At 46.1% G+C, this 26,015-nt stretch carries 24 protein-coding genes and 1 other annotated feature; of the genes, 4 read left to right on the top strand and 20 right to left on the bottom strand.

Annotated features, from left to right (window positions below; translation table 11 throughout):
- Window positions 1-3: 3 nt before the first annotated feature.
- On the bottom strand, window positions 4-939 hold the full coding sequence (locus MHI30_RS06330) for an ABC transporter permease (protein ID WP_075753424.1): 936 nt from the start codon (window positions 937-939) through the stop codon (window positions 4-6).
- A 95-nt stretch (window positions 940-1,034) separates the two neighbouring features.
- The gene (locus tag MHI30_RS06325; RefSeq protein ID WP_075753426.1) at window positions 1,035-2,660 is read right to left on the bottom strand and encodes a peptide ABC transporter substrate-binding protein; all 1,626 of its coding nucleotides are present in this window, start codon (window positions 2,658-2,660) and stop codon (window positions 1,035-1,037) included.
- 461 nt (window positions 2,661-3,121) lie between these two features.
- Window positions 3,122-3,344: a binding site (T-box leader), on the top strand.
- Between the two features lie 52 nt (window positions 3,345-3,396).
- Between MHI30_RS06325 and trpS the strand changes: the two genes are divergently transcribed.
- Complete coding sequence (trpS, locus tag MHI30_RS06320) at window positions 3,397-4,389, top strand: tryptophan--tRNA ligase (protein ID WP_075753428.1); 993 nt, start codon at window positions 3,397-3,399, stop codon at window positions 4,387-4,389.
- 244 nt (window positions 4,390-4,633) lie between these two features.
- Here the strand turns inward: trpS and MHI30_RS06315 are convergent, their stop codons facing one another.
- The 10 genes from MHI30_RS06315 to MHI30_RS06270 all read right to left on the bottom strand — a co-directional run bounded on the left by MHI30_RS06315 (window position 4,634) and on the right by MHI30_RS06270 (window position 16,084).
- Complete coding sequence (locus MHI30_RS06315) at window positions 4,634-5,386, bottom strand: YjbA family protein (RefSeq protein WP_003180605.1); 753 nt, start codon at window positions 5,384-5,386, stop codon at window positions 4,634-4,636.
- 213 nt (window positions 5,387-5,599) lie between these two features.
- The gene (locus MHI30_RS06310) at window positions 5,600-6,865 is read right to left on the bottom strand and encodes an MFS transporter (protein ID WP_075753430.1); all 1,266 of its coding nucleotides are present in this window, start codon (window positions 6,863-6,865) and stop codon (window positions 5,600-5,602) included.
- Window positions 6,866-7,101: 236 nt separating this feature from the next.
- Window positions 7,102-8,016 (bottom strand): oligopeptide ABC transporter permease, encoded by a 915-nt coding sequence (gene opp4C / locus MHI30_RS06305; RefSeq protein ID WP_075753432.1) that lies wholly within the window; start codon window positions 8,014-8,016, stop codon window positions 7,102-7,104.
- A gap of 19 nt (window positions 8,017-8,035) precedes the next feature.
- Complete coding sequence (locus MHI30_RS06300) at window positions 8,036-8,986, bottom strand: ABC transporter permease (RefSeq protein ID WP_075753434.1); 951 nt, start codon at window positions 8,984-8,986, stop codon at window positions 8,036-8,038.
- A gap of 78 nt (window positions 8,987-9,064) precedes the next feature.
- Entirely contained in the window at window positions 9,065-10,708 is a 1,644-nt protein-coding gene (locus tag MHI30_RS06295) for a peptide-binding protein (protein ID WP_075753436.1), read from the bottom strand.
- Between the two features lie 111 nt (window positions 10,709-10,819).
- Entirely contained in the window at window positions 10,820-11,803 is a 984-nt protein-coding gene (locus MHI30_RS06290; protein WP_178388312.1) for a dipeptide ABC transporter ATP-binding protein, read from the bottom strand.
- 42 nt (window positions 11,804-11,845) lie between these two features.
- The gene (locus tag MHI30_RS06285; protein ID WP_075753440.1) at window positions 11,846-12,820 is read right to left on the bottom strand and encodes an ABC transporter ATP-binding protein; all 975 of its coding nucleotides are present in this window, start codon (window positions 12,818-12,820) and stop codon (window positions 11,846-11,848) included.
- Window positions 12,821-13,011: 191 nt separating this feature from the next.
- Window positions 13,012-13,800, bottom strand: coding sequence for a DUF2268 domain-containing protein (locus tag MHI30_RS06280; RefSeq protein ID WP_075754996.1), 789 nt, complete (start codon window positions 13,798-13,800; stop codon window positions 13,012-13,014).
- 85 nt (window positions 13,801-13,885) lie between these two features.
- The gene (fabF, locus tag MHI30_RS06275) at window positions 13,886-15,124 is read right to left on the bottom strand and encodes a beta-ketoacyl-ACP synthase II (protein WP_065643384.1); all 1,239 of its coding nucleotides are present in this window, start codon (window positions 15,122-15,124) and stop codon (window positions 13,886-13,888) included.
- Between the two features lie 21 nt (window positions 15,125-15,145).
- Entirely contained in the window at window positions 15,146-16,084 is a 939-nt protein-coding gene (locus MHI30_RS06270) for a beta-ketoacyl-ACP synthase III (RefSeq protein ID WP_075754994.1), read from the bottom strand.
- Window positions 16,085-16,252: 168 nt separating this feature from the next.
- Here MHI30_RS06270 and MHI30_RS06265 point away from each other — a divergent pair, with 168 nt between their 5' ends.
- Entirely contained in the window at window positions 16,253-16,495 is a 243-nt protein-coding gene (locus tag MHI30_RS06265) for a hypothetical protein (RefSeq protein ID WP_075754992.1), read from the top strand.
- 52 nt (window positions 16,496-16,547) lie between these two features.
- On the opposite strand, the gene MHI30_RS06260 is transcribed toward MHI30_RS06265, so the two are convergent.
- The 4 genes from MHI30_RS06260 to MHI30_RS06245 all read right to left on the bottom strand — a co-directional run bounded on the left by MHI30_RS06260 (window position 16,548) and on the right by MHI30_RS06245 (window position 19,180).
- Entirely contained in the window at window positions 16,548-16,733 is a 186-nt protein-coding gene (locus MHI30_RS06260; RefSeq protein ID WP_011197761.1) for a ComZ family protein, read from the bottom strand.
- Between the two features lie 10 nt (window positions 16,734-16,743).
- The gene (locus MHI30_RS06255; RefSeq protein WP_075754990.1) at window positions 16,744-17,697 is read right to left on the bottom strand and encodes a BMP family ABC transporter substrate-binding protein; all 954 of its coding nucleotides are present in this window, start codon (window positions 17,695-17,697) and stop codon (window positions 16,744-16,746) included.
- Window positions 17,698-17,783: 86 nt separating this feature from the next.
- Window positions 17,784-18,359 (bottom strand): hypothetical protein, encoded by a 576-nt coding sequence (locus MHI30_RS06250; protein WP_075754988.1) that lies wholly within the window; start codon window positions 18,357-18,359, stop codon window positions 17,784-17,786.
- An 86-nt stretch (window positions 18,360-18,445) separates the two neighbouring features.
- Window positions 18,446-19,180, bottom strand: a complete 735-nt coding sequence (locus tag MHI30_RS06245; RefSeq protein WP_075754986.1) for a hypothetical protein — start codon at window positions 19,178-19,180, stop codon at window positions 18,446-18,448.
- A gap of 232 nt (window positions 19,181-19,412) precedes the next feature.
- Between MHI30_RS06245 and MHI30_RS06240 the strand changes: the two genes are divergently transcribed.
- Entirely contained in the window at window positions 19,413-19,607 is a 195-nt protein-coding gene (locus MHI30_RS06240) for a YjzD family protein (protein ID WP_009328851.1), read from the top strand.
- A gap of 68 nt (window positions 19,608-19,675) precedes the next feature.
- On the opposite strand, the gene MHI30_RS06235 is transcribed toward MHI30_RS06240, so the two are convergent.
- On the bottom strand, window positions 19,676-19,855 hold the full coding sequence (locus tag MHI30_RS06235; protein ID WP_003180573.1) for a YjzC family protein: 180 nt from the start codon (window positions 19,853-19,855) through the stop codon (window positions 19,676-19,678).
- A 180-nt stretch (window positions 19,856-20,035) separates the two neighbouring features.
- On the opposite strand from MHI30_RS06235, the gene MHI30_RS06230 reads away from it, so the two are divergent.
- Window positions 20,036-20,848 (top strand): undecaprenyl-diphosphate phosphatase, encoded by an 813-nt coding sequence (locus MHI30_RS06230; protein ID WP_075754984.1) that lies wholly within the window; start codon window positions 20,036-20,038, stop codon window positions 20,846-20,848.
- Window positions 20,849-20,886: 38 nt separating this feature from the next.
- Here MHI30_RS06230 and argF read toward each other — a convergent pair whose 3' ends face one another.
- The 3 genes from argF to MHI30_RS06215 are packed head-to-tail and all read right to left on the bottom strand — an operon-like array spanning window position 20,887 to window position 25,971.
- Window positions 20,887-21,837, bottom strand: coding sequence for an ornithine carbamoyltransferase (argF, locus tag MHI30_RS06225; RefSeq protein ID WP_075754982.1), 951 nt, complete (start codon window positions 21,835-21,837; stop codon window positions 20,887-20,889).
- Window positions 21,825-24,914, bottom strand: coding sequence for a carbamoyl phosphate synthase large subunit (locus MHI30_RS06220; protein WP_075754980.1), 3,090 nt, complete (start codon window positions 24,912-24,914; stop codon window positions 21,825-21,827). Before MHI30_RS06220 ends, argF begins: the two co-directional genes overlap by 13 nt.
- Window positions 24,907-25,971: a carbamoyl phosphate synthase small subunit gene (locus MHI30_RS06215; protein ID WP_075754978.1), complete on the bottom strand. Its 1,065-nt coding sequence runs from the start codon at window positions 25,969-25,971 to the stop codon at window positions 24,907-24,909. The genes MHI30_RS06220 and MHI30_RS06215 overlap by 8 nt, the downstream gene beginning before the upstream one ends.
- Window positions 25,972-26,015 lie beyond the last annotated feature (44 nt).

Genomic DNA, 26,015 nt, shown 5'->3' with positions numbered 1-26,015 from the left:
CTATTACTCCCCTTTCTTAGCGCCAAACAGTTTAATGCGCGGATCAATTAAGCCGTATAAAAGATCGACAATCAAGACGCAAAGCAAAAGAATTGCCCCGAAGAAGACGGTAACACCCATGATCACCGTATAGTCTCGGTTCGTAATGCTGGTGACAAAGTGCATGCCGAGTCCCGGTATACCGAATACTTTTTCGACGACAAACGTTCCTGTCAAAATGGACGCCGCCATTGGCCCCATATATGTAACAACCGGCATGATGGCATTTCGTATCGCATGCTTAAACGTAACGGCCGATGTGCTCAAACCTTTTGCACGCGCCGTGCGGATATAGTCGCTGCTCAGCACTTCAAGCATGCTCGAACGCGTCAAACGGGCGATAAACGCCATCGGCATCGAGGAAACAGCGATTGCAGGAAGGACAGTGTGTCCCCATGACTCCCATTGTGCGACAGGGAACACGCCCAGCTTCATTGCCAGCACGTATTGGAGAAGTGCGGCCATGATGAAGTTCGGCACAGAGATCCCGACAACCGCAATGATCATCGCTGTGTAGTCCTGCCACTTGTTTCGCTTCAGCGCGGCGATCACACCGAACAAAACTCCAAATGCCAAGGCGAGGCAGATCGCTTCCAATCCGAGTGTAAAAGAAATCGGAAAACCTGAGCTGATCAAGTCGTTCACAGTTTGTCCCTTATATTTAAATGACGGCCCGAAATCCCACTTTGCTACCGATACTAAATAATCGAGATATTGTTTAAAAAGAGGCTGGTCTAAACCATAGTAGGAATTGAGACTGGCTTCAATTGCAGGGGGAAGTTTCCTCTCGCCTGAAAAGGGTCCGCCCGGTATCGCTCTCATCAGGAAGAAAGTAGCTGTGACGATAACCCAGAGAGAAATTAACATATAAACAAGACGACGGCCTAAAAATTTAATCAATTTTACACACCTCCGAATATTCAGTCTATTAACTTCTTTTCATAAATAAAAGTATATGGGGGGAAAGTCTAAGCCCCATATACTTTCATGCAATTTTATTCAAAATGCGCGGTTTTGAAATAGATCTCACCAGTACCAGTCAGAACAAAGTCTTTTAAGCTTTCATCATGAAGATACGGCATTGTGTAGAAGTAGATCGGTGCGACCGGCAGCTCATCCATGATGATGCTTTCTGCTTCTTTCATCAGCTCGATGCGTTTCGCTGAATCAGTTTCTCTCGATGCTTTATTCAGCAGCTCTTTATACTTTGCGTTTTCCCAGTTCGTATCATTGTTTCCGCCTTCTTTGTCGCGGTATGTTTCAAGGAAGTTCATCCCGTCGTTAAAGTCGGCGGTCCAGCCTAAACGGCCGATTTGATAGTTTCCGGCATGGAGCTTATCGATGTATACATTCCATTCTTCATTGCCTAATTCGACATCTACGCCCAGTTCCTTGTTCCACATTTCCTGAACGGCTTGAGCGACTTTTTGGTGCGCTTCATCCGTGTTGAAGGAAAGCGTGATCTTTGGAAGGTCTGATGCTTTTTTCAAACCGAGCTCTTTCAAGCCTTTTTCCAAGTATTCTTTCGCCTTATCGACATCATGGTCTTTGAAATAGTCTTTATTTGACTCAAAGCCGTGGACTGCCGGCGGCACTAATCCCATCGCAGGCAGCTGTTCCGCTTGCGTGATGTTTTTGACGATCGCTTCGCGGTTGATCGCGTATGTCAGCGCCTTACGGATGTTGACATTGTTCAGCGGAGCCGCTTCAGTGTTGAATTTGTACAGGTAAACCGATGCGAACGGATCAATGTTCAGGCCTTCTTTTTTCAGGCTTGGAATCGCATCCGTTGAAATCTGGTCAAGCGGCTGTCCTACAAAGTCAAGCTCGCCTTTTTTGTACATGTTCAGACCCGTGTTCGGATCGTTGACCATCGCCATATTGATTTTCTTCAGCTTAACAGCGTCTTTATCCCAGTACTGGTCGTTTTTCTCCAGTACGATGTTTCCGCCGTGCTTCCATTTCGCCATTTTGAAAGGTCCGTTAGATACGTAGTTTTCGTCTGCGTTTGTGTACCATTTCGCATTCTTCTCTGCTACCTTTTTATTGACTGGCATATATGTGTAGAATGCTGTCAGTTCAGTAAAATACGGTGTCGGTTTTTCAAGCTCGACTTTTAAAGTCTTATCATTAACAGCTTTAACGCCGACATCTTCAATTTTCCCTTTGCCGGTGTTCGCTGCTTCCCCGCCTTTTAAGTAGTAAAGCTGATACGCATATTGCGATTCGTTTTTAGGGTCGAGCGCCCATTTCCATGCGTATTCAAAATCCTCTGCTGTCACAGGATCTCCATTTGACCATTTCGCGTCGCGGAGCGTGAATGTGTATGTTTTTTGGTCGTCGCTGACTTCGATTTTTTCGGCTGCCGCTTCAACCGGCTTTCCATCTTTACCGATTGTCGTCAATCCTTCAAAAGTCTGACGAAGCACGTTTGCAGACACCGAATCGTTTGCGAGTCCCGGATGTAGTGAAAACGGTTCTGTTTTAATGTTGACATTTAATGTGTCTTTCCCTTTGCTGTCTTTTTTACCGCCGTCACCGGAGCTTGAGCCGAAGCCGCAGGCGCTGAGGACGAGTGTGAAAATGAGCATTAAACTGATAAATGACAAACGCTTCTTCAAAGAGAAACCCCCCCAATTTCTTGTTTTTTTAGTTCCTTACTCCTGAACATTCAGATTTATCATAAAAAAGTAATAGGCCCACTTGCCATACTTTTTCCTCTGTTTCGTCTTTTCTGAATATTTGTTATGTAAGAAACCTGTAACACCGAGGTGAACAAATTCATTATAATTAATAGAATAATTTATTGCAATATTAATTTTCAATTATTTTTTTATTCAAACTATTTATGATTGTCAGGTTTTCTGCCAAATGTACAAATACACTTCTCTGTTTTAAAGCGTAACCACATTAAAAGGAAAGTTTATGTTTTACAGGTTAAAACGTTTTACACGTATAACATTAACCATTCTTTATATCGAACCGCACGATGCCGCGCCAACTTTATTCAGCCCGGTATTCGTTTTCTTTTCCCCGACGCTGTCGACTTTCATTTAAAATTTATATATAATAAAATTATGAATAACATGCGATGAAGAAGAAGAGTACACATTTCTCCCCATTTAAAGAGAGTCCGCGGTGCTGGGAGCGGATAATGGCGAATGTGGAATGGGCTTCGGAGCAGCTGACCGAACACGGTTTAAGTAGGCTCAGCCGGAGAAGACTCCGTTACAAACGTCTAGAGCGATTTCATTTTGACCATAATGAAATAATCAGGGTGGTACCACGGTTCATTCGTCCCTTTTCTTTTAAGGGAAGAATGGGCCTTTTTATTTTGAAATGGAAAGAGGGATTCACATGAAAAAAACGATTTTTTCCGGTATCCAGCCGAGCGGCTCTGTCACCCTCGGCAACTATATCGGAGCGATGAAGCAGTTTGTCGACTTGCAGGATGACTACAACTGTTACTTCTGCATCGTCGATCAGCACGCGATCACAGTCCCGCAGGACCGGTTCGCGCTGAGAAAGAACATCCGGAACCTTGCCGCACTGTATTTGGCGATCGGCCTCGATCCGAAAAAAGCGACGCTGTTTATCCAATCGGAAGTGCCTGCACACGCCCAGGCGGGATGGATGCTTCAGTGTGTCTCCTACATCGGCGAGCTTGAGCGGATGACGCAGTACAAAGATAAATCAGCCGGAAAAGAAGCCGTCGTCTCCGGGCTTTTGACATATCCTCCATTAATGGCGGCGGACATTCTGCTTTACGGAACAGACGTCGTCCCTGTCGGAGAAGATCAGAAGCAGCATCTTGAATTAACCCGGAACTTGGCGGAGCGTTTCAATAAGAAATATAATGACATTTTCACGGTTCCGGAGGTTAAAATACCGAAGGTCGGCGCCCGCATTATGTCGCTTGCCGATCCGCTCAAAAAAATGAGCAAATCCGATCCGAACCAAAAAGCGTTCATCACCCTGCTCGACGAACCAAAACAGCTTGAGAAAAAAATCAAAAGCGCTGTCACGGATTCCGACGGAATCGTCAAATATGATAAAGAAAACAAACCCGGTGTATCCAACCTTCTAACGATCTATTCGATTCTCGGACAAGTCTCAATCGAAGAGCTTGAAGCAAAATACGAAGGCAAAGGCTACGGCATATTTAAATCAGACCTTGCTGAAGTCGTCATCGGCGCGCTGAAGCCGATTCAAGACCGTTACCACGAATTGATCGAATCTGAAGAACTGGACCGGATTTTGGACGAAGGCGCCGAACGCGCAAATCAAACAGCAAACAAGATGCTGAAAAAAATGGAAAACGCGATGGGGCTCGGCCGAAAAAGACGCTGATCCAAAAACACCTTCTGATTGTACGATAATCGGAAGGTGTTTTTCATAGAGAACAGCCGCAGCTCCGCATTCACTTGCCTCCGGATCACGATATTTCTATAATAAATGATTCAAAACACATGTCTCCAGTCCTTCATTGACCGCTTTGTCAGAAAGACAGCTCATATTTTTTATTTTTCAATATAGAATTTTTGCTTTTGCAAATAAAAAGACCGCCGCACTTCCGGCAGTCTTGATTCTTAATTTAGTTGACTTTAGACTCATTCTCAATTTCCCAAAGCTTTTCAAAAAACGGCTGTCCTTTAATCAAATTTTCACAAAAGTCCCTGTGTTTGTCTGACCATCCGTCGATTGTCTCATTGAAAAGCATGTCCCAAATTTCTTCAAATGTCATGCGCTTGATCTGTTCATACATATACGGATTCCATTCGGTGTACCAATAGGCGATCTCGGCCCGGTTTTGGAGCCCTTTGAGCTGATCGAGCGCCATGAACAGCAGCTGTTTGAGCTGGCGTTCTTTTCTCGTTAATCCTCTGACATGCTCCGGTGATAAAGATAAAATGTGGTATTCTTTGGAAGATTGCAGCTTCTCTGGTGCAAACTCGTAAGTTTCCGCTTCAACGTCCTTCACCATTTCATAAACGAGCTGCTCCTGTCTCGGGATGAGGCGGCTTTTTCTTACCGGTATTGTGTAACCGGCCGTATCGACCGCGAGAATACCAATGCCGTCCGTTACGACGAAACAATGATCAAGCTGTGTCCGCTCATGATTTTTGCGAATATACGCTTTTTGATGAACCTCGTTCAATAATTCGGCCGGAAGTTCTGACAAATCATTTTCTATGTAGTGAAACAAAACAGACGACACCCTTAACAAAGGCACCTGGTCAAGCAATTCAACACTGTCTTCCTTCCGCCATTCATGAAAGTGGCAGACGTTGTAGCCATTTTCTTCTCCCTCAAACCAATTCACCCACACATCATGAAGAAACAACATTTCTAACCCCTCACTTTTAATAAAAACTGTTGTCCACAGTATAGGCAAGGGGGAAGGAATTTATTCCAAGCGGATGAGATTATGGCAATCGCCATCAAAAAAAGCCAAGGGCGGCAATCCCTCAGCTTTTTATTTCACATTCTTCGGATCAAGCGCATCGCGGAGTCCAGACAATGGGCAAAATCATGATGACTGAATGAAGCAATTCACACATTATTTATTCAACACGTTTGTAAAAAAGCTGTATTCTTTAGCGTTTATTTTTTCTGATGAAGGAATTGATCTTAAAGAAGACTGAAACACCCAATAAACAGATACAAACAGCATTGCAATTCCTCCTATAAAGAAAACCTTATCGCTGCCGATCAATGACGCGGTAAACCCTCCCAGCAAAGATCCAAAAGGAGCTGCTATGCTTGTCAAACTTGCGATAAAAGAAAAAACTCTCCCTATAAACTCTTCCGGCAGTATGCTTTGCAAAATGGACATGAAAATGACGTTTGTCACGCCGATGGATATTTGAGACAAACCAAATAAAATAATCGATATGTATGAAGAGGTGGCGACCGCCGAAATACTCCATAAAACCCCTGAAATGAAAAATCCGTATATCGTAAGTGATCCTATCGCGAATCGACCAAACACTGTTGCTAATATTGAACCTAACAGTAAACCGCATGACATGGAAGCCAAATAATATCCATAGTATTCTTCTCCTCCTCTAATCGAAGAGAAGCTTGGCAAAATCACAATCGTCGCACTAAGCATGAAGTTAGAAATCATCGAGCCCAAGAGGATTTTTGGAATGAGGGAATGACGAATGAGTGTAAATCCCTCTTTTATATCCGTTGTATAATTGTGTATGACTTTTTTGAAGTGGAATCGGGGCTTATGTTCTATCTCATTTTTTTGTTCTAATTTTACGCACTTAAAAAACAGCGCCGCTAACAAAAAAGTGAAAGAATCAACTAAGTATATGCTTATAGCTCCTGCCGAAGCAATCACAATACCTGCAATACCAGTAAATATAATATCTGTACCCTGATATGAAAATGACATAAGTGAGTTTGCTTTAACCAGATCTTGACTTTTGATTATTTTAGGCAGTGCGGCAGATTGCGCAGGATAAGTAAATTGCTCAATGAATACGATAAGAGGCATAATCATCATGATGATCCAAATGTTCAAATATCCAATGAAATAAAAAAGCGGAATAATCAGCACCAAAATAGCTTGGATGAGTTGACTCCAAACCAAAACTTTATTTAATCTGACTTTATCAACAATCGGACCTGTTAAAAACTGCAAAACAGTTGGGAACATCGTCAAAAAACCAGCTAATCCGGAATAAAATGTACTTTTTGATAAATCAAACACAAGCCACATTGCCGCAACTGTATACATACTGTCCCCAATATTGGTTACCAAACGCCCCAATATCAAGAATAAAAAGTTTTTATTTTTCAATACGCTTAACATCGTTAAAACCTCTATTCATTTAACAAAGCGATTTATTTTTTTGCTACGGCGCCCATTTCCTCATCTAACAGTTCCGAGTTGGAAGACCTGCGAACAAAGTGAGAAGCCAAAGATTTACGAATGATGATTACCTTTGGTACATCACTCATCATTAACAGAAAGGGAAGATTCATTGAAAGCTAAATTTATAACCTTCCCTTTTGTTTAAATATTGCCCCTATAATACACTGCACAGATCATTTAATATTCTTCGGATCAAGCGCATCGCGGAGTCCGTCGCCTAAGAAGTTGAAGCACAGCACAGTGAGCAGAATCATCAGGCCCGGGAACAGCGGGTACCACCACGCCTGGATCATGATCGTAAAGTTCTGTGCATCCTGAAGCATATTGCCCCAGCTTGCCATCGGCGGCTGAACCCCGAATCCAAGATAGCTTAATGCCGATTCCGCAAGGATTACGGTACCGACGGAAAGCGTCGCAGCAACGATAATCGGCCCCATCGCATTCGGAAGGATGTGAGAAAAAATGATTTTGTAATTTCTTGTGCCGATCGTTTTCGCCGCCAAGACGAACTCCCTCGACCTCAAGGACAAAAATTCACTCCGCACAAGGCGCGCCGTCGTCGTCCATCTCGTCAAGGCGAATATTAAAATCAGTTTATCTATGCCCGGCTGGAAGATGGTGACCAGTGTGATTAACAGAAAGATGTCGGGTATGGATAATACAATATCCACCAGCCTCATCATAATGGCATCGATTATTCCGCCAAAGTAGCCGGCGATTGCGCCGACCACCGTACCTATCGTAATCGATCCAAGTACAGAGGCAAAGCCTACAAGTAAAGAAACCCGAGCCCCATAAAGTAAACGGCTGAAAATATCTCGGCCAAACTTGTCTGTTCCCATTAGATGTTCACCACTTGGCGGTTTTAGCTTATTCAGCAGGTTTTGCTGTTCCGGCGGGTATGGAGCGATCACCGGAGCAAAAATCGCTGATAGGATAATAATAGATAATAAAACTCCTCCAATTACCGCCAGCTTGTTTTTATAAAACTTTTCAAAAAAGATTTTTGTCATTGTCTCGGGCTTTGGTGCGACATTTTCCTGCAATGTGATCTCCGGCGAAGGTGTCGATGGATTTGGCTGTGTCATGAATCAATTCCCTCCTTCATTAATACTCAATCCGCGGATCGACCATTGCATAAAGAATATCCGCAACTAAATTCCCAATGACAACAAGCGTGGCTGAAATAACCGTCATTGCCATAATGACAGGATAGTCCCTCTGGAAAGCAGAGTCGACAAACAGCTTGCCAAGTCCTGGCCAACTGAAAATCTGTTCAGTAACGACAGCTCCGCCGATGAAAGAAGGAATCATCAGACCAAAGATCGTAATAACCGGAAGCAAACCATTTCGAAGCCCATGCTTGTACACGACACGATTTTCTTTAAAACCCTTTGCCCTCGCCGTCCGCATGTAGTCTTGTCTGAGCACATCAAGCATGCTCGATCTCGTGTAGCGGGTGAGTCCCGCCATATCTGCGGTCGCCAGAACGAATGCAGGCAAAATTAAATGATGAATGCGATCCCATAAACTAAAATCAGCATTTAGAGTCATAACGCCTCCGGTTGGAAACCATCCTAAATTGACAGCAAGAAACATGATTAGAATCAGTCCAAGCCAAAAATTTGGGACGGCAAGACCGATAAATGATGTGAATGTGATGCCATAATCCAATTTAGAATATGGCCGCCTAGCTGAAAGCACTCCAAGCGGGATCGAGATGAGGAGAGCCAAAATGGTTGAAACGAGCATTAACAATAACGTATTCGGCAGTCTCGCCATAATCAAATCGGTCACTGGCGTTCCTTTTCTGACGATTGAAGTACCGAAGTCGCCTTGAACCATATTTCCGAGCCACTTTAAATATTGAACGGGTTCAGGTTCATCCAACCCGTATTTTTCAATGAATTTTTCGCGGTCTCCCGCGCTGATGGTCGGATCCATCATCAATGCCATTGGATCTCCCGGCGCTGCTTTCATAATCGCAAATGACAAAATCGTAATGCCAAATAATATTGGAATCGACATGAGCGTCCTTCGAATGATATATGTAATCATTTTTTATCCCCTTTTTTAAAAGTCATTAAGAATGAAGGGAAGGAAGCTGCAAGCTACACTTCCCTCAAGGGATTCTCGTTATTTTTGATCCAGCCACCAGTCTTCGGCTTTATAGAAATCTTCTTTCGGATGGAATACGTAACCTTTCATATTTTTTGGCATCGCTCTATGGTAATTCGTATAATACAAGAATGTATACGGCTGATCTTCCGCCAGAATTTCGTAAATATCTTCATACGCCTTTTTATATTCTTCACGGTCCTTCAACGTTTTAGCTTCATCCAGAAGTTTATCAAGCTTTTTATTTTGATACCAAACATAGTTTAGTCCTTTTTCAGCTTCTTTCGAATGGAAAATGTTGCTCTGATCAGGGAACGTAGCAAGGCTCCAGCCCATGATCATCGCATCAAAATCCCAATTCGGCGGGTTCATTTGTTCAATTAAAGCGCTCCATTCAACAATCTGCGGTTTTGCTTGAATACCAATTTCTTTTAATTGCTGCTGAACAACAACCGCGAGGTCTTCACGTGTTTTGTTTCCTTGGTTCGTTTTAATAACGAAAGAAAACTTTTTGCCGTCCTTATCTAAAATCCCATCACCATCTGAGTCTGTCCATCCGGCTTCTTTGAGCAGTTTTTTTGCTTTCTCTGGATCGTATTCAAACGTTTTAAACTTATCTTTGTTATCCGGATAGTTCCATGAAAGCGGGCTTTCCGGGATGTTTGCGATTTCCCCATCTCCATCAAGAACTTGGTCAACGAGCGCCTGGCGGTCAAGCGCATGTGTTAATGCTTGGCGAACCTTTTTATCTTTAAACAGCTCATTTCTTTCGTTCCAGCCGATATACGTATAATTCAGACCTAAATCGGTTTCCATCTTCACATTGTTAAATTTCTCGGTCGTTTTATAGTCTGGTCCTGGCGTAACGACCAAGTAATCGACATCTCCAGCTTGAAGCTGTGACAGCGCTGCATTTGAATCCGGGATAATTTTATACGTGATCGAATCTAAATGAGGACGTCCGGCATAATAATCATCAAAAGCCTCTACCTTGACATATTGTCCTTCTTTCCATTCTTTAAATTTAAACGGTCCCGTTCCAACCGGATTCTTTCGATTAAATTCGTGTTCGCCAAGCTCGCTGATCGGTACATCTTTTAAAATGTGCTTAGGCAGAATACCGTAACTGGCAAGTGTAACATTGTAAAAATACGGATCCGGCTTCTTTAATTTAAACTGTACTTCATATTTACCTTTTTTCGTGACAGACTCTATCATTTTAAAGTTCGAGCCGCGTTCTCCGACGTAGTCATCACTCATCGGAATGCTGTAAGTAAATACGACATCATCAGCTGTCATTTCTTCACCGTCATGAAACTTGACGCCTTTCTTGAGCTTAACATCAAATGTTAAACCATCCTCCGATTCTTTTACTTCCTCAGCAAGCTGGTTCTCCACTTCAAGTTTCTCATTAACGTCTAACAAAGTGTTGTAGACCAGTCTTTCAATATCTGAACTTGCTGTATCAGTTGAATACAGTGAATTAAACAGCGTCGGTTCACCTGTGGATCCAGCAATCAGATCTCCGCCCTGCTGCGGCTTTCCGTCAGATTTGCCTTCTTTTTCGTCCCCTCCGACTTCGCCGCTGTTGCAGGCCGTTAGAAAGATCGATAAGATCAGCAACAAGCTTAAAATTGAAAATCCTGTTTTGCGTTTGCTCATTTTATGAATTCCCCCTTATTAAACTGTTGTCCTTCTTTCCACCCGATTGACCCCCGTTTTTTAAGAAGACATTCCCCCTCTCAAGGATTTAATATGTGACGCCCTTCCCCTTTATTCGTAAAGGTGGCACGCCGCGAAATGGTTTGTTTTCACTTCCTTGAAAGCGGGTTCGGCTTCCGCGCAAATCGCTTTTGCGGCCGGACACCTCGTATGAAAGACACAGCCTTTCGGAGGGTTGGCGGGGCTCGGCAGCTCGCCCTTTAAAACGATTCGCTCCCGCTTTGTCCCGCCTTTCTTCCTAGTGACGGGAACGGCGGACAGAAGCGCCTGCGTGTATGGATGTAGCGGGTTGTCGTACAGCTCATGCTTGTCTGTCAGCTCCATCATTTTGCCGAGATACATGACGCCGACCCTGTCGCTGATATGGCGGACGACGCTCAAATCATGGGAAATGAACAAATATGTCAGATTGAATTCTTCCTGAAGCTCTTCCATCAGGTTGATCACTTGAGCCTGGATCGACACGTCCAATGCGGATACCGGTTCATCGGCGATAATAAGCTCCGGATTTAAAGCCAGCGCCCGCGCGATTCCGATCCGCTGGCGCTGCCCTCCGGAAAATTCGTGGGGGTAGCGGTTCGCAAACGACGGGTGCAGCCCCACCTTAGCTAAAAGCTCTTCGGCTTTTTCGTTGCGCTCTTTGAAATTGTACATATGATGCGTGTTGAAGGGTTCTTTGATGATGGAACGTAGCGTTTTTCTCGGGTTCAGTGAGGCAAACGGATCTTGGAAAACCATCTGGATGTTTTTGCGGACGCTCTTTCTCAACGCTTCTTCCGACAAACTTGAAATGTCGCGGCCTTTGTAAAAGATCTGCCCTGCCGTCGGTTTATAAAGGCGGATCATCGTCCGTCCGGCGGTCGACTTTCCGCAGCCCGATTCACCGACAATGCCGAGCGTTTCGCCGCGTTTAAGCGAAAAGCTGATGCCGTCCACCGCTTTGACGTCGCCGATTTTTTTCTGAAATATCCCTGAGCGGATCGGAAAGTACTTTTTGACATCTTTCAGCTCCAGAAGGGATTCTTGCGGGCTCATTTCCTGTCCGGGCTGTAATCGTTCAGCTGATGAAGTCATCCCTTATTCTCCCTCCTCATATAAAAAACATCTGACAGATCGGCCGTCCGGACGCGTCTTCAAGCCCGGCTGCGCTCCCCAGCATTTGTCGACCGCGCTCGGACACCTCGGAGCAAACCGGCAGCCGGCCGGAAGATTGTCAGGCGTCGGCACATTTCCTTTAATGGCTGTTAATTTTTCAATGGAGCCTTCAATAACAGGGATGGAGTTTAACAGTCCTTTTGTATAGGGATGCAGGGGTTCGTCGAATAGTTCGTCTACTGTGGCATTTTCAACAACTTGTCCGCAATACATGACGATCACGCGGTCCGCAATTTCGGACACAACGCCGAGATCGTGGGTAATGAGAAGTATGGAGGTATCGAATTTGTCGCATAGGTCTTTCATCAGTTCCAGCACTTGGGCTTGAATGGTGACGTCAAGCGCTGTTGTCGGTTCATCCGCGATGAGCAGCTTCGGATTGCAGCTTAAGGCAATGGCGATCATCACCCTCTGCCTCATGCCGCCCGACAGGCGGTGCGGATATTCCTTCATCAGCTCGCCTGCCCTCGAAAAGCCGACAAGCTTTAATAATTCTACCGCTTTTTTGGCGGCTTCTTTTTTCGATAGCTTTTTATGATAGATCAGCACCTCTGTGATTTGTTCGCCGATCGTCAAAACCGGATTGAGCGAGGTCATCGGCTCCTGAAAAATCATCGAGATTTCATTTCCGCGGATCTTGCATAAATCTTGTTCTTTGTATGTAACGAGATCCCGTCCTTCGAGCTTGATGGAACCGTTCATGATCTTTCCGCCCGAGCCCTCGACGAGTCCCATGATTGACAGAGACGTGATGCTTTTACCGGATCCCGATTCACCGACCAGCGCCACGGTTTCTCCTTTTTTAATTGAAAAATCGACGCCGTCCACTGCGGGTATCGGCTGTTTTTTTCTGAAAAAATAAGTTTTTAAATCATTGACTTCCAGCAATGCGCTCATCCAGATTCCCCTTCCATAGACCAGAAGTTAAATATTACGAAAAACTAATATATTACTTTTTTAGAATTTTCTTAATATGACTGAATTGTCTTAAAATTTTATAGTTGTATATTATTACATAATCATTACAAAAGCAAGGAGTTTTTTGATTTTTTGTAATAATATTAATTTAATCCCATAATTTTAGTATTTTAAAGCGATAGCTTTATAAAGTCTTCTGACGGAAAGGATAAAACGTCGGCAACCTTCAAATTTCGAGCCGATAAATATTTTTTTACAATACTGTAACCGACAGCATATCCGAGCATGTCGGGGTAGTGCCCTTTTCCAAATAAAATATTGGAGAATAGTCGGCTATCATGTCGGCGCAGCTCGAAATGAGGCTTTACGAACCGGTCCTGGAAATGACGAAGCTGTTTTTCGGAGTAATATGACGTCCATGCAGCTGTTTCGGCTTCCCCCAACCGTTCGAAAACGGCATATTCCGCGATGCCTTCGAGAATGATTGTATCAAGCAGCGTCATCTTTTTTTCTTCTTTCGGCATATTTTCTAACCGGCAAACGTGATTATATTCGTGCGTCATGATCGCAGAAATCGATGACCGGGGAAGATCGGCTGATAAAAACAAAAATAATTTGTCGCTGAACGCGAGGCCTGATTTCGAGCCGAATTCGACGCGGATTTTGCGGTTTCTTTCATCGACCGGCAGGATGAAAATCGGAACATCCGGCCCGTTCCATCTTTTGCAGAGCAGCTGTTCTTCCCGTCTGACATGCTGAAATACGCCGTTTTTCTTAAGCTGCTTCATCGTACGCTCGCCGTCCGTCCACGAACGGAACATACCGTGGGTCTGCAGGTGGCTGACAATCGCCGCCGCATCCGCTTTTGAAGCGCCTTTAAAATACGGCAGGAGAAAGCTTGACAATTCCCGCACGGATGAAGCCTGTTCAAGCCATTCATACGTGCTTGCTATGCTCATTTTAGATCACACTCCTTTTTCATCTGTATGGTATGCACGCTAAAAAAAACGGCCACCATCTAAATGGCAGCCGTTTATATTGCGGTTATTCATATTTTTTGAAAATCAGTGTTGCGTTGTGTCCGCCGAAACCGAGCGAGTTGCTGAGCACGACATTCACGTCCTGGCGGCGGGCTTGATCCGGTACATAGTCCAGATCGCAATCTTCATCAGGCGTTTCGATATTGATTGTCGGAGGAATGATGCCTTCCTTAATGGCAAGGACGGAGAAAATCGCTTCGATGCCTCCGGCAGCCCCGAGCAAGTGCCCTGTCATCGATTTTGTCGAGCTGACGGCAAGCTTGTAGGCATGCTCTCCGAACACTTCTTTAATGGCGATCGTTTCAAATTTATCATTGTATGGCGTGCTTGTTCCGTGCGCATTGATATAATCAATGCTCTCAGGGGACAGACCCGCATCTTTGATCGCTTCTTTCATGGCTCTGACGCCGCCTTCCCCATTTGGCGCAGGAGCCGTGATGTGATAGGCGTCTCCCGTTGATCCGTAGCCGACCACTTCCGCGTAGATTGTCGCTCCGCGGTTTAACGCGTGCTCAAGCTCCTCAAGAACGACGATTCCCGCTCCTTCTCCCATGACGAAGCCGTCGCGGTTTTTGTCAAACGGACGGCTTGCCGTTTTCGGATCCGGATTAGTGGACAGCGCTTTATTGGCGGAAAAGCCGGCAAACGACATTCTTGTAAGCGGGGCTTCCGTTCCTCCGGAGATCATGACATCTGCATCGCCGCGCTGAATGACTTTAAAGGCGTCGCCGATTGAGTTCGTACCCGTCGCGCAAGCCGTCACTGTACAAGAGTTGACCCCTTTTGCACCGAGAGAGATCGAAATCTGGCCGGTCGCCATGTCAGGAATCATCATCGGTACAAAGAACGGGCTGACGCGCCGCGGTCCTTTTGTTAAAAATGTTTCGAACTGCTGTTCAAGCGTTTCAAGGCCGCCGATCCCGGAACCGACCCAGACGCCGACCCGGTCTGCGTTGCTCTCGTTAATGTCGAGCCCCGCGTCTTCCACGGCCATTTTCGCCGACACAACGGCATATTGTGTGAAGCGGTCCATTTTTCTCGCGTCTTTTTTATCCATGTAATCTTCTATCTTAAAATCTTTCAGTTCCGCAGCTACTTTAGCTGGATACTCGTCCGCGTTCACCCTTGTAATCGGGCCGATTCCGGAAACTCCGTTGACCGCGTTGTTCCAGCTCGTTTTGACGTCATTACCAAGAGGTGATAAAGCTCCTAATCCGGTAATGACTACTCTTTTACTATTCATAAGTTGCACCTCACCTTTCTTTTAGCGGCCCCAGCGCATGGCGATGGCTCCCCATGTCAAACCTCCGCCGAAGCCGACCATCACAATGACGTCACCGTCTTTTATTTTACCAGCTTCAAGCTCTTCCACAAGAGAAATCGGAATAGAAGCAGCTGATGTGTTTCCGTATTTATGAACCGTTTTAGACATTTTTTCGACTGGAAGCTCCAAACGTTCGCGCGCCGCTTCCATGATCCGGATGTTGGCTTGATGCGGCACCAAAAAGTCGACATCTTCTTTGGATAATCCGGCTTTTTCAATGACATTCACACTGGATTCACCCATTTGGCGGACGGCAAACTTGAACACTTCTCTGCCATTCATGATTGTATGATCTTTTTCATCCAAGTACAAGTGCTTTCCGCCTCTTCCGTCTGCACCGAGCTCAAAGGACAAAATCCCTTTATCGTCGCTGACAGGCCCGACAACTGCGGCGCCCGCACCGTCTCCGAACAGAACAGCGGTATTGCGGTCATCCCAGTCGGTAATGCTTGAGAGCTTTTCAACTCCAATGACAAGCACATGCTTATACGTTCCGGCTTCGATAAACTGTTTTCCAGTGACTAAACCGTACATAAAACCGGCGCACGCTGCGCTGATATCCATCGCACAGGCATTGAATGCACCGAGCTTTTCTTGAATCATGCAGGACACTGTCGGGAATGCCTGATCAGGAGTAACGGTGGCGACGAGAATCATATCAAGATCTTCCGCCTCGATCTTTGCGTCTTCCATCGCTCTTCTAGCGGCGGCCACAGCCATGTCGGATGTTTTCTCATCTTCAGCTGCGATTCTTCTTTCTTCTATGCCTGTTCTTGTACGAATCCACTCGTCAGAAGTTTCAACCATTTTTTCCAAGTCGAAATTGGTCAGCACCTTTTCAGGGATGTACCGGCCGATTCCAATAATTCCAGCTTTCATAGGAAAGACTCCTTTATTCATGATTTTTTCCAACTAATGTTATGAGTTATTATTAGTATCTGGTACTAATCCTACCCTATTTTTTTTTAGTTGGCAATATATTCGTCTAATCTAGCAGACCAAAACATTCATATAGTAGTGATATATATGAAAAAGGAGGGATGAAGAGTGGCGAACGACGATTTTTTCACAAAAATGATGTTTGGCGCAAACGCACCCGGCAGGCATGAAGAGACGGAGACGGATGCGGATGCGGAAACTGCCGAAGACGCTGAAGTTCCCCAGGAAGCCGATTACATGCACGTGTTGAATCAGGTTGGAGAAATCATGGATTCGATCGATGAGCTGAAGCCTGTGTTTAAAGAAATCGGCTCAATGGTCAGCGCTTTGAAAAATAAGATTTCCATATAAAAAAGCCACTTCTTCTGAAAAGTGGCTTTTTAAGCGTTTGCGGGCGTTTAAGTCAGGCGTCTGAACCGGCTTCCGCTTTACCGAGCTCGTAAGCCTCGGCCATCACTTTCGTAAACAAGTTCATGAACGGCTCAAGCATTTCCGGGGAAAGTTCGATTCCCGCTTTCTCCATCTCTGCTTTCGCTTCCGGAACGTACTTCATGGCAATTTGCAAAAATTCCATCGATTTTTCGTGCATCTTGATCACCTCAATGTTCGTTTGGCAGTTTGTTTGTTTTTTTGTATTCGTCAATCAGCCGATTCATCTTTTCTTGAAATGACTGATCGACAACAGGGCTGAATTCTCCCATTTCGATGACGCCGTCTTGAATGTCAAATGAGCGCTTGCCGCCTTTAAGCGTTCCTTTATTAAACTCATCGGCGGTGAGTTCATAAGCGTCGTCTACATGCTGTATGGTGCTTGTCAAAACGACATTCTCACCCAATTCCGACTGGTCGCTAACATAGCCGATAGCGTACAGCCCGTCCTTTTTGATTTGTTCAATGACAGGGACATTATACCCGTCCCCGGCCGGATACACAACATCCGCGCCCGCCTTCTTCATTTTTTCATACAGTTTGACGGCATTTTCGCTGTCGTCCCACTGGCCGACATATTCTGTCATCACCTCAATGTCCGGATCGAGGTATTTTGCCCCTTCGGCAAACCCTTCTACTTCAGGCTGCCATTTATACGTTGCGAGGACGCCGATTTTCTTTGTTTTTGACTGATGGGCCGCCGTCATTCCGCCGAAAAACCCCATCGCTTCACCTTCAAGCGATATGCTTGTCACATTTTGGTGGTCGGCTTTCGAGTTCATTAAAACAAAATGAATATCAGGATAATCTTTGCATATCTCATTAAAGGCTTTTTCATATTCGCTTCCGTGCCCGTAGATGAGGTTGACGCCTTTTTTATGAAAATCTTCTACAGCCATATTAATGGCAGCGTCATTATCGATTCCCTCTTTATAATAGACGTCGACATTATAGACGGATTGTATTCTTAATAATCCTTTATATCCTTTGGTTCCCCATACTTGGTCATTTATCGTATCAGGGACAAGCAAACCGACTTTTTCAATTTTCCCTTTCAGCGGCGATTGTCCGCAGCCGCTTAGCGCCAGGAGAATGAAAAAAATCGCGACAAGCCTGTACACCATGCCATGTTCAACTCCCTTTCGAAAAAAACAGCAATTCAAATCTATCTTTATTGTATCCTTTCAAGTGTAAATTAGGAAGATCTTTCTTATTTTTTGTCGAAAAATGTAGACATTTGTCTGCTCCATTCTTCAATGATCTCATTGGCTTTATCGGCTGGCGTCTCCTGTACAAACTGCAAATCTGAAAAATCTTTTTCAACAGCACAGGCAGCGGCTTGTGCGGCCGCGTCGTTCACAAAAAGCGCTCCGTCCCTGTTTTGTTTATCCTCTGCCCTGACGTCCCACGGACCGAACAGATCCGGAAGCACGATCAGTTCAACGCCCTTTTCCTCCATGCCGGCGCGTAAATCCTCTTCGAATTGTTCTTGATAGACAAACAGAATAACAGGCTTGTTTTCAACGCCGGCAGCCAGCGCTTCTTCCGGCACTGAGCCTGTGTATTGGATGAAGACTTGTTCGTACGGGGCTTCAAGCTCTTTTTCGATGAGACGGAAATGCTGGTTTCTTCCAAGCCACATCAGCCGCTCTTCGAGGTACATCAGCTTTTTTTCGTCGCTTGTCTGTTCCAGCTTTACATCGATGTCAACACCCTCTTCAAGTAGATGTTCACAAAATGAAAGGCCGAAGAACTCATCTGCTCCATATACAAGTGCCGGCTTCATTCGATGGACCACCTTTCGTTTCAGCTTTTTTAACCAAGCAAAAAACAGCCCTTTTCACCATTTTCGGGCTGCTATTATTCTATTCTCTATAAGACTTTTTCATGCGTTTTGAAAAAGTTCGCGATTGCTGAATGAATGCGCTGAGGATGTTCAGGCAGGTGCAGGGTAAGCCCCACGCTGTGACGGCCTTTAATCTGGCGCTCCTCAAACGTTTTGGCATGAATCATATACGGATACGGTGAGCCGTTCAGTCTTTGCCAAATATGAACGGGTACGAGATTGTGATAAGGGGAGATGCTTTTGAACGGATAATCGGCAGCCTCCCGCTCCGTAATTCCGTAGCTTTCGGCAATTTCTTTAATAAACTGTTTGTAGAAAAACTTGTTTTCTTTTTCTCGTTTATGATGAGCCTGAAGATCGAGGCAAGGATTAATCATCGCTGCAGAACGTATTTGGTTCGGGATCGAGCGAAGGAGCTCATCTGCAATGAGGGCGCCTGTGCCTTCCGCCAATAGATGAATTTTTTCATTTAAAATCTCTTGTTTGAACACGTAATGAATCAGCTGTTTAGCGTATGCAACCGCTTTTTCGGAGCCCCAGTGCCTGCCGAACAAATTGCTGTTTACCAGGGTGTAGCCTTTGTTGCTCAGGCTCGTTAGAAGCTGATTTCTCCCGTAATGCTGAAGCCAGAAGCTCGAATCTTCCCCGACGAAATGGTTCCGGTCGCCGAAAATGAACACCAGAAAACCGTTCGGCTTGTACGGAAGATGAACCACGTTCCATTCTGAATCCACTTGAAAAAAACGTTCGGTTATTTTCATCACTTGCCTGCCTCCTTCCTGCCGTAATCTGCTCATTATTTTATGTCGTACGTGCAGCAAACGAATAAGGAAAAGTCCCAGTCTTCATGATGAAAAATGAACTTTAATGAAATGTCCTTTCTGATATTTCTGAAAACAGAGGTTGAAAGCCCTGTCTTGTTCACTAAAATGTCTTTTCCAGCTGGCTATGTATATGGTATGATAAGTTTTAGAATTGAATGAGAAGGACGAGGTGGGAAACGTGCGATTTGTGGTCGCTTTTTTCTGGACATTTCTTTTGACGCAGATGGCCTGCTATATTGTCGGCGCCATGAACGGTGCTGGGTATGACCTTCAAACCAGTGTCATTATGGGCTTTATCATCACCGCAGCCGTTATTGTTCTTGGAGAAATTATGCCTGTTAAACAGGATGCAAGTCAACATTAAAAACCCGGCTTTTGAAAGCGGGGTTTTTTGCTTTAGACAGCCAGCCGTCCGAAAAAGACGGCTGTTTTTTAAGGCTTTCTTTTATAAGTCCAGAGCCGGTTATGGTTGGAGGTTTCAGGGAAGAACTCGCCGGCGCTCAATTTGATTTGCTGAGGGTTCTGAACCATGCTTCCCGTTTCGCCGATCTCCACATACACTCCATTATTGGGCGCTTTTTGGCCCGGCCGGAATTGACGCTGCTGTCCCATTTGCTTCACTCCCTTTTATGATTAGATTGCCCCACTCTCCCAAAAAACATGTCGATTTTATCTTTACATCTGTTTGCTTTGTGTAGTTTAATGAGAAAAGTATTCCGAAAATTGAAACGAACCGCCCGTTCATTCCGTCTTTTAAAAGGCGTCACAACTTGTGGGAAACGGAGGAGTATCATGGATTTTTTAATGTTGATCAAGTATATCCTTTTAGGGTTGCTTCAGGGGTTCACAGAACCGATCCCTGTTTCTTCAAGCGGCCACTTGGTGCTGGCACAGCACTTTTTAGGCCTGAACATTGAAGGCTTCAGTTTTGAGCTTTTGATGAATGCCGGTTCTTTAATTGCCGTATTGCTCGTTTATAAAAACGATATTTTCAGGCTGGCGGTAAACGGACTGTCTTATGTCACATCAAAAAATGAAAAAGGAAAAGCGGACTTCAGGTTTATCATCTATCTGATCATCGCCACGATTCCTGCCGGTGTCATCGGCGTTTTATTTGATGATGAGATTTCGGCTTTCTTTAAAGACGGCGTCCGGATTACCGCGGTTACTTTGCTGATCACGGGTCTGGCATTGTTTCTCATTCGCAATTTGCGCGGCCGCAAAAACGACGGCGAAATCAGGCTGAGAGACGCCGTGATCATCGGCTTGTCGCAAATGGTGGCACTTGTTCCCGGCATCAGCCGTTCGGGAGCGACGATCGTGCCTGCGATGGCGCTCGGCCTCAAATCTGAAACCGCGCTCAGGTTTTCATTTTTACTGTACATACCGGTCAGTCTTGGCGGGACCATTTTAAGCATTACCGATATTTTTCATGATCCGCGTTTAGGGGTGCTTTTCCTTCCTTATTTGTTTGCGTTCATCGCATCGATTATCGCTACATACTTTTCATTGCGCTGGTTCATGAATATTATGGCGAAAGGAAACTTGGTTTATTTCTCGATTTACTGCTTTGTCATCGGCATCGCCGTTTTGATATTCGCCTAGAAAAACAGCTGATCAATTGTGATCAGCTGTTTTTTATTTTAAGATAACAGTGCTTTTAATAAAGCTTTTTGGACGTGCAGGCGGTTTTCAGCCTGCTGGAATACCGCTGAATTCGGGCCGTCGATGATCTCTGCGGTGACCTCTTCTTCCCTGTGGGCAGGAAGGCAGTGCAGAAAGACGTAATCCGGTTTGGCATGGGAGACAAGCGTTCCGTTGACCTGGTAAGGAGCAAAGATATTCATCCGTTCTTCGGCTTCCTTCTCCTGGCCCATGCTTGTAAACACATCAGAATAGATGACATCCGCATGTTGAACGGCTGACACGGGGTCATTTGTGATTGTGACGGCCGCTCCGGACTCTTCGGCGAATCCCTCGGCCAGTTTTACCACTTCCTGATTCGGCTCATACCCTTCAGGCGAAGCGACCGTAATGTCGCATCCCACTTTCGCGCAGCCGATTAACAGCGAATGCGCGACATTGTTTCCGTCTCCAACATAAACGGCTTTCAGCCCTTTTAATGTTCCTTTCATCTCTTGAATCGTCAAGAGGTCACTAAGCGCCTGACACGGATGAAAAAGATCGGTCAATCCGTTGATCACGGGAATCTCGGCATGCTTGGCAAGCTCTTCGACTTTTTCGTGCTCGAATGTGCGGATCATAATCGCGTCGACATAGCCCGAAAGCACTTTCGCGGTATCTGCGATCGTTTCCCCTCTGCCCAGCTGCATGTCTTTACTGCTTAAAAACAGGGCGTTTCCGCCGAGCTGCGCCATTCCGGCTTCAAATGATACGCGCGTTCTCGTCGACGACTTTTCAAAGATCATCGCCAATGTTTTTCCTTTAAAGATGTCTTGAATTTTATTTTGCTTCATCTCTGCTGCCTCTTTCAGCAAATAAACGATCTCTTCTTTTGAAAAGTCTTTCAGGCTTAAAAAATCGTTGCCCGACAGATTGATTTCCCGGGTCGCCCCGATGTTTACAGTAGACATGTCTCCACTTCCTTTATATATAAATCTTTAAGGGACACGGCTTTAGTCGTTCCATGCCCGCTCGTCAAAAATGCCCGCACCGTCTCTTCCTCCGTCATCACCGCCACACCGTGGGTGACGGCTTCCATTCGCTGCTTGCTCGCTTCTTTTGATTCGGCTAAATGGATGTGCAGCGCTTTGTCTTTCCGTTTGATCCAGCCCGGAAAATCGTCCGACTGTACGGTGAAGCCCGCCTGTTCTGCGAGAGAACGAAGCTCGCCGGCCCCTTCCATGTAAATGCAGCCTTTCGTTTGCCAGATTCCCGCAAAGATTTTCTTCAGGGCGCTTTCCGGATTGAAGCCGACATACATGCCTTCTCCGGTCGATTTCATTTCCGGCCCAAGCTTCAAATCGACATCCTGGATAGCGTGCGATGAAAAGACCGGAAACTTCACGGCAACGCCGCGTGAATTTTTGGCGGCGGGCTTCAATTCTTTGAGTGACGAACCGGCCAACAGCTGCGCCGCAAGCGGGATCATCGGAACACCCATCACCTTGCTGACAACCGGAACCGTCCGGCTCGCCCTCGGATTGACTTCAAGGATGAGCAGTTCATCCGCATCCGCTATAAATTGAATGTTCATAATGCCCTTAAATCCGAGCTTGCGGACGATTTTTGCGGCAGCATCCCGCGCGGCGCTTTTCATCTCCGGAGTGACCGAAGGCCCCGGCAAAATCGCGTAGCTGTCACCTGAATGCACGCCCGCTTTTTCAATATGCTCGATATAAGTCGGGATATAAAGATCGTCGCCATCGCTGACAAGGTCGATTTCAAACTCTTTTCCCGATACGTATTGATCGATCAGAATCGGGTAAGGCATTTGCGATGCTCCGCCCAGCAGCTCTCTGAGCTCCGCCTCGGAGTGAACGATCATCATGCCCATGCCGCCGATCACATATGACGGCCTGATCAGCACAGGATAGCCGATTTCGTTCGCTTTCTGCACCGCTTCCGCTTTTGATGAAGCCGTTTCTCCTTTGGCATGGGAGATGCCGAGCTCGTCAAGAAGCTGATAAAATTGATCGCGGTCTTCAAGTATGTCAAGGGTTTCCGATGATGTACCAAGCAGGGTGATGCCCGCTTTTTCAATCGCTTCAGCCACATTGATGGCGGATTGGCCGCCGAATTGAACAATCGCAAAGTCGATGTCTTCCGCTTCAGCGACATTGAGAATATGCTCGGGTGTAATCGGTTCAAAGTACAGACGGTCTGCCATTTCATAATCCGTGCTGACGGTTTCCGGGTTGTTGTTCAGCATGATCGTTTCAAACCCGAGATTTTTCAGCGTCATGACGCCGTGCACGGCGCTGTAGTCAAACTCGACTCCCTGGCCGATCCGTATCGGGCCGGAACCGATAATCAGTGCGCGCTTATTCGTTTTTTGAGAAATGTCTCCGTCGCTTTTCCCGAAATACGTCGAGTAAAAATAGTTTGTCTTCGCATCAAATTCAGCTGCGCATGTATCGACGATTTTAAAGGATGCGGCAATGCCCATTTTCTTGCGGAGTGCGCGCACTTCTTCTTCCGTCTTTCCGGTGAGGGAAGCGATCGTAAAGTCGGTAAATCCCTTTTCTTTCACCTTTTTCAAAAGGCTGACGGACAGCGCGTCTCCCTGTTCCATCAACATGTTTTCCAGCTGAATGATGTTAGAAAACACATGAAGGAAATAGTTATCGATTTTCGTTTTCTCGTGTATCTCGCTGATGGAAGCCCCCCTGCTCAGCAGCTCCATGACCGCAAAGAAACGGCGGTCATCAGGGGTCTCAAGCAGCTTCCACAACACTTCTGAAGATACGCCGCCAAGTTCGGGCAAGTGGGTTCCTGACGTTTTCAGCTCAAGGGATGCGACCGCTTTTTGCAGGGCCGCTTCAAGATTGCGGTCAATCGCCATGACTTCTCCCGTCGCTTTCATTTTCGTGCCGAGCTTACGGTCGGCTTGTTTGAATTTGTCGAACGGCCAGCGTGGAAATTTGACGACGACATAGTCAAGCGCAGGCTCGAAGCTGGCGTATGTCGAATCTGTGAGCGGATTTTTCAGCTCGGCAAGCGTGTAGCCGACAGCCAGTTTAGCCGCCATTTTTGCGATCGGATAGCCGGTCGCTTTTGAGGCGAGCGCCGATGAACGGCTTACTCTCGGATTCACCTCGATGACATAATAATTTTTGCTTTCCGGGTCCAGGGCGAATTGAATGTTGCAGCCGCCGACAACATTGAGCGCGGAAATGATCTTTAAGCTGGCAGAACGAAGCAATTGATAATCCGCATCCGTTAATGTCTGCGACGGGGCGACAACGATCGAATCCCCCGTATGGACGCCGACCGGATCGATGTTTTCCATATTGCAGACGGTGATGCATGTATTGTTTCTGTCACGCATGACTTCGTATTCGATTTCTTTAAAACCGGCAATGCTTTTTTCGACAAGACATTGATGAATCGGGCTTGCGAGGAGGGCGCTTTCGATTAAAGGCAGGAACTCCTCTTTCGTCGCCGCGATGCCGCCTCCTTTTCCGCCCAGTGTATAGGCCGGCCGCACGATAATCGGAAAACCGATTGAGAGCGCAAAACGAAGCGCATCATCTTGATTGTCAACGATTTCTGAATCCGGCACAGGTTCGTTCAGCTCCTTCATTAAGGCGCGGAACTTTTCCCTGTCTTCGCCCTTTTCGATCGTATCGACAGATGTTCCAAGCAGCTTTACCCCGTATGTTTTAAGAATGCCGGCCTTTTCGAGCTCGACAGCTAAATTCAGCGCTGTCTGTCCGCCCAGATTGGCGAGCAGTCCGTCCGGTTTTTCGCGCTTGATGATTTGTGTGAGGCTTTCCACTGTCAAGGGCTCAAAATAGATTTCATCTGCAAAAGATTCATCGGTCATGATGGTCGCCGGGTTGCTGTTGACGAGAATCACCCGGTAGCCTTCGCTTTTCAGCGCCATGCAGCCCTGGGTTCCGGAGTAGTCGAATTCAGCGGCCTGCCCGATAATAATCGGCCCCGATCCGATAACGAGAATGCTGTTGATGGTTTGATCTTTAGGCATGGGCGATCTCTCTCCTTGCTTCGTTCAATTTCTGCAAATATTCGCCGAATATCCACTCGCTTTCAGCCGGTCCCGGATGGGCTTCCGGATGAAACTGAACGGAAATGACAGGCAGTGTTTTATGCATCAGCCCTTCTACTGAACCGTCGTTGACATGATGAAACCTGACGGAAAATTCATTTTCGCTGATGGTGTCCCGATCGACGACATAGCTGTGGTTTTGGCTTGTCATGAACACGCGTCCGGTCTCTTTGTCCATGACCGGATGATTAGCTCCCCTGTGGCCGAACGGAAGCTTATACGTATCGCTTCCGAATGCGAGCGCGATCAGCTGGTGTCCGAGGCAGATGCCGAGAGTCGGATAGGAAGAGATGATATCCCGGAGCACATCCATATATGGAAGGATCGCTTTCGGATCGCCCGGCCCGTTTGAAAGGACGATCCCGTCCGGATTCAGTTTTGAAATGCCGTCCATCTCTTGATAGGGAACGACAGTTACTTTGCAGCCCCGGTTTGCAAGCGATGAAGCGATCGACTTTTTATAGCCGAAATCGATCACCGCAATATGCGTATTGCCTTCCCCGAAGGCGCCGTTTTCGTTTTGTCCGGCAACCTGTGCCGCATAGTTTTCTAGCTGGCGCGGAGCCGGAATGCCGTCCTTTTGTTTCGTCAGTCTGGCATTCAGCGTCCCCTTTGCCCTGATATGCTGGACAACCGCTCTTGTGTCCACGTGCGATAAAAGCGGAACATCCCACTTCGCCAAGTATTCCCGAAGGCTTTCTGTCGCCTGATGATGGGAAAACCTGTCACACGCTTCATAGACGACAACCCCTTTTACCTGAGGCCGTTTGCTCTCCTCATCGCTTTTATTTATTCCGTAGTTGCCGATCAGCGGGTACGTAAAGACAATAATCTGACCTTTATAAGAAGGGTCTGTCAAAACCTCCTGATAGCCGGTCATGCCCGTAAAAAAGACGACTTCACCGGTGCAGCCGTCAAGACCGTCCAGTTCACCGCTGAAGGATGTACCATCTTCAAGAACTAAATATCCTTCCATCTTATGCCCACCTTTGATGAATAAATAATGATATTCATGAATTT

The organism is Bacillus sp. FSL L8-0528 (assembly GCF_038593085.1).
GTDB lineage: Bacteria > Bacillota > Bacilli > Bacillales > Bacillaceae > Bacillus > Bacillus paralicheniformis.
Note: the sequence above shows the minus strand (reverse complement) of the source record. Positions and strands in the feature narration are given on the sequence as shown.

Bases quoted from the DNA above. Each gene is read 5' to 3' on its own strand.
- MHI30_RS06280 (WP_075754996.1), bottom strand. From the start codon at position 13,800: ATGAGCATAGCAAGCACGTATGAATGGCTTGAACAGGCTTCATCCGTG.
- MHI30_RS06315 (WP_003180605.1), bottom strand. From the start codon at position 5,386: ATGTTGTTTCTTCATGATGTGTGGGTGAATTGGTTTGAGGGAGAAGAA.
- argF (WP_075754982.1), bottom strand. From the start codon at position 21,837: ATGTCTACTGTAAACATCGGGGCGACCCGGGAAATCAATCTGTCGGGC.
- MHI30_RS06260 (WP_011197761.1), bottom strand. From the start codon at position 16,733: ATGCACGAAAAATCGATGGAATTTTTGCAAATTGCCATGAAGTACGTT.
- MHI30_RS06285 (WP_075753440.1), bottom strand. From the start codon at position 12,820: ATGAGCGCATTGCTGGAAGTCAATGATTTAAAAACTTATTTTTTCAGA.
- MHI30_RS06215 (WP_075754978.1), bottom strand. From the start codon at position 25,971: ATGGAAGGATATTTAGTTCTTGAAGATGGTACATCCTTCAGCGGTGAA.
- MHI30_RS06220 (WP_075754980.1), bottom strand. From the start codon at position 24,914: ATGCCTAAAGATCAAACCATCAACAGCATTCTCGTTATCGGATCGGGG.
- MHI30_RS06245 (WP_075754986.1), bottom strand. From the start codon at position 19,180: ATGAAAATAACCGAACGTTTTTTTCAAGTGGATTCAGAATGGAACGTG.
- MHI30_RS06250 (WP_075754988.1), bottom strand. From the start codon at position 18,359: ATGAAGCCGGCACTTGTATATGGAGCAGATGAGTTCTTCGGCCTTTCA.
- MHI30_RS06300 (WP_075753434.1), bottom strand. From the start codon at position 8,986: ATGATTACATATATCATTCGAAGGACGCTCATGTCGATTCCAATATTA.
- MHI30_RS06290 (WP_178388312.1), bottom strand. From the start codon at position 11,803: ATGAGCCCGCAAGAATCCCTTCTGGAGCTGAAAGATGTCAAAAAGTAC.
- MHI30_RS06295 (WP_075753436.1), bottom strand. From the start codon at position 10,708: ATGAGCAAACGCAAAACAGGATTTTCAATTTTAAGCTTGTTGCTGATC.
- MHI30_RS06230 (WP_075754984.1), top strand. From the start codon at position 20,036: ATGGATTTTTTAATGTTGATCAAGTATATCCTTTTAGGGTTGCTTCAG.
- opp4C (WP_075753432.1), bottom strand. From the start codon at position 8,016: ATGACACAGCCAAATCCATCGACACCTTCGCCGGAGATCACATTGCAG.
- MHI30_RS06310 (WP_075753430.1), bottom strand. From the start codon at position 6,865: ATGTTAAGCGTATTGAAAAATAAAAACTTTTTATTCTTGATATTGGGG.
- MHI30_RS06270 (WP_075754994.1), bottom strand. From the start codon at position 16,084: ATGAAAGCTGGAATTATTGGAATCGGCCGGTACATCCCTGAAAAGGTG.
- trpS (WP_075753428.1), top strand. From the start codon at position 3,397: ATGAAAAAAACGATTTTTTCCGGTATCCAGCCGAGCGGCTCTGTCACC.
- fabF (WP_065643384.1), bottom strand. From the start codon at position 15,124: ATGAATAGTAAAAGAGTAGTCATTACCGGATTAGGAGCTTTATCACCT.
- MHI30_RS06255 (WP_075754990.1), bottom strand. From the start codon at position 17,697: ATGGTGTACAGGCTTGTCGCGATTTTTTTCATTCTCCTGGCGCTAAGC.
- MHI30_RS06235 (WP_003180573.1), bottom strand. From the start codon at position 19,855: ATGGGACAGCAGCGTCAATTCCGGCCGGGCCAAAAAGCGCCCAATAAT.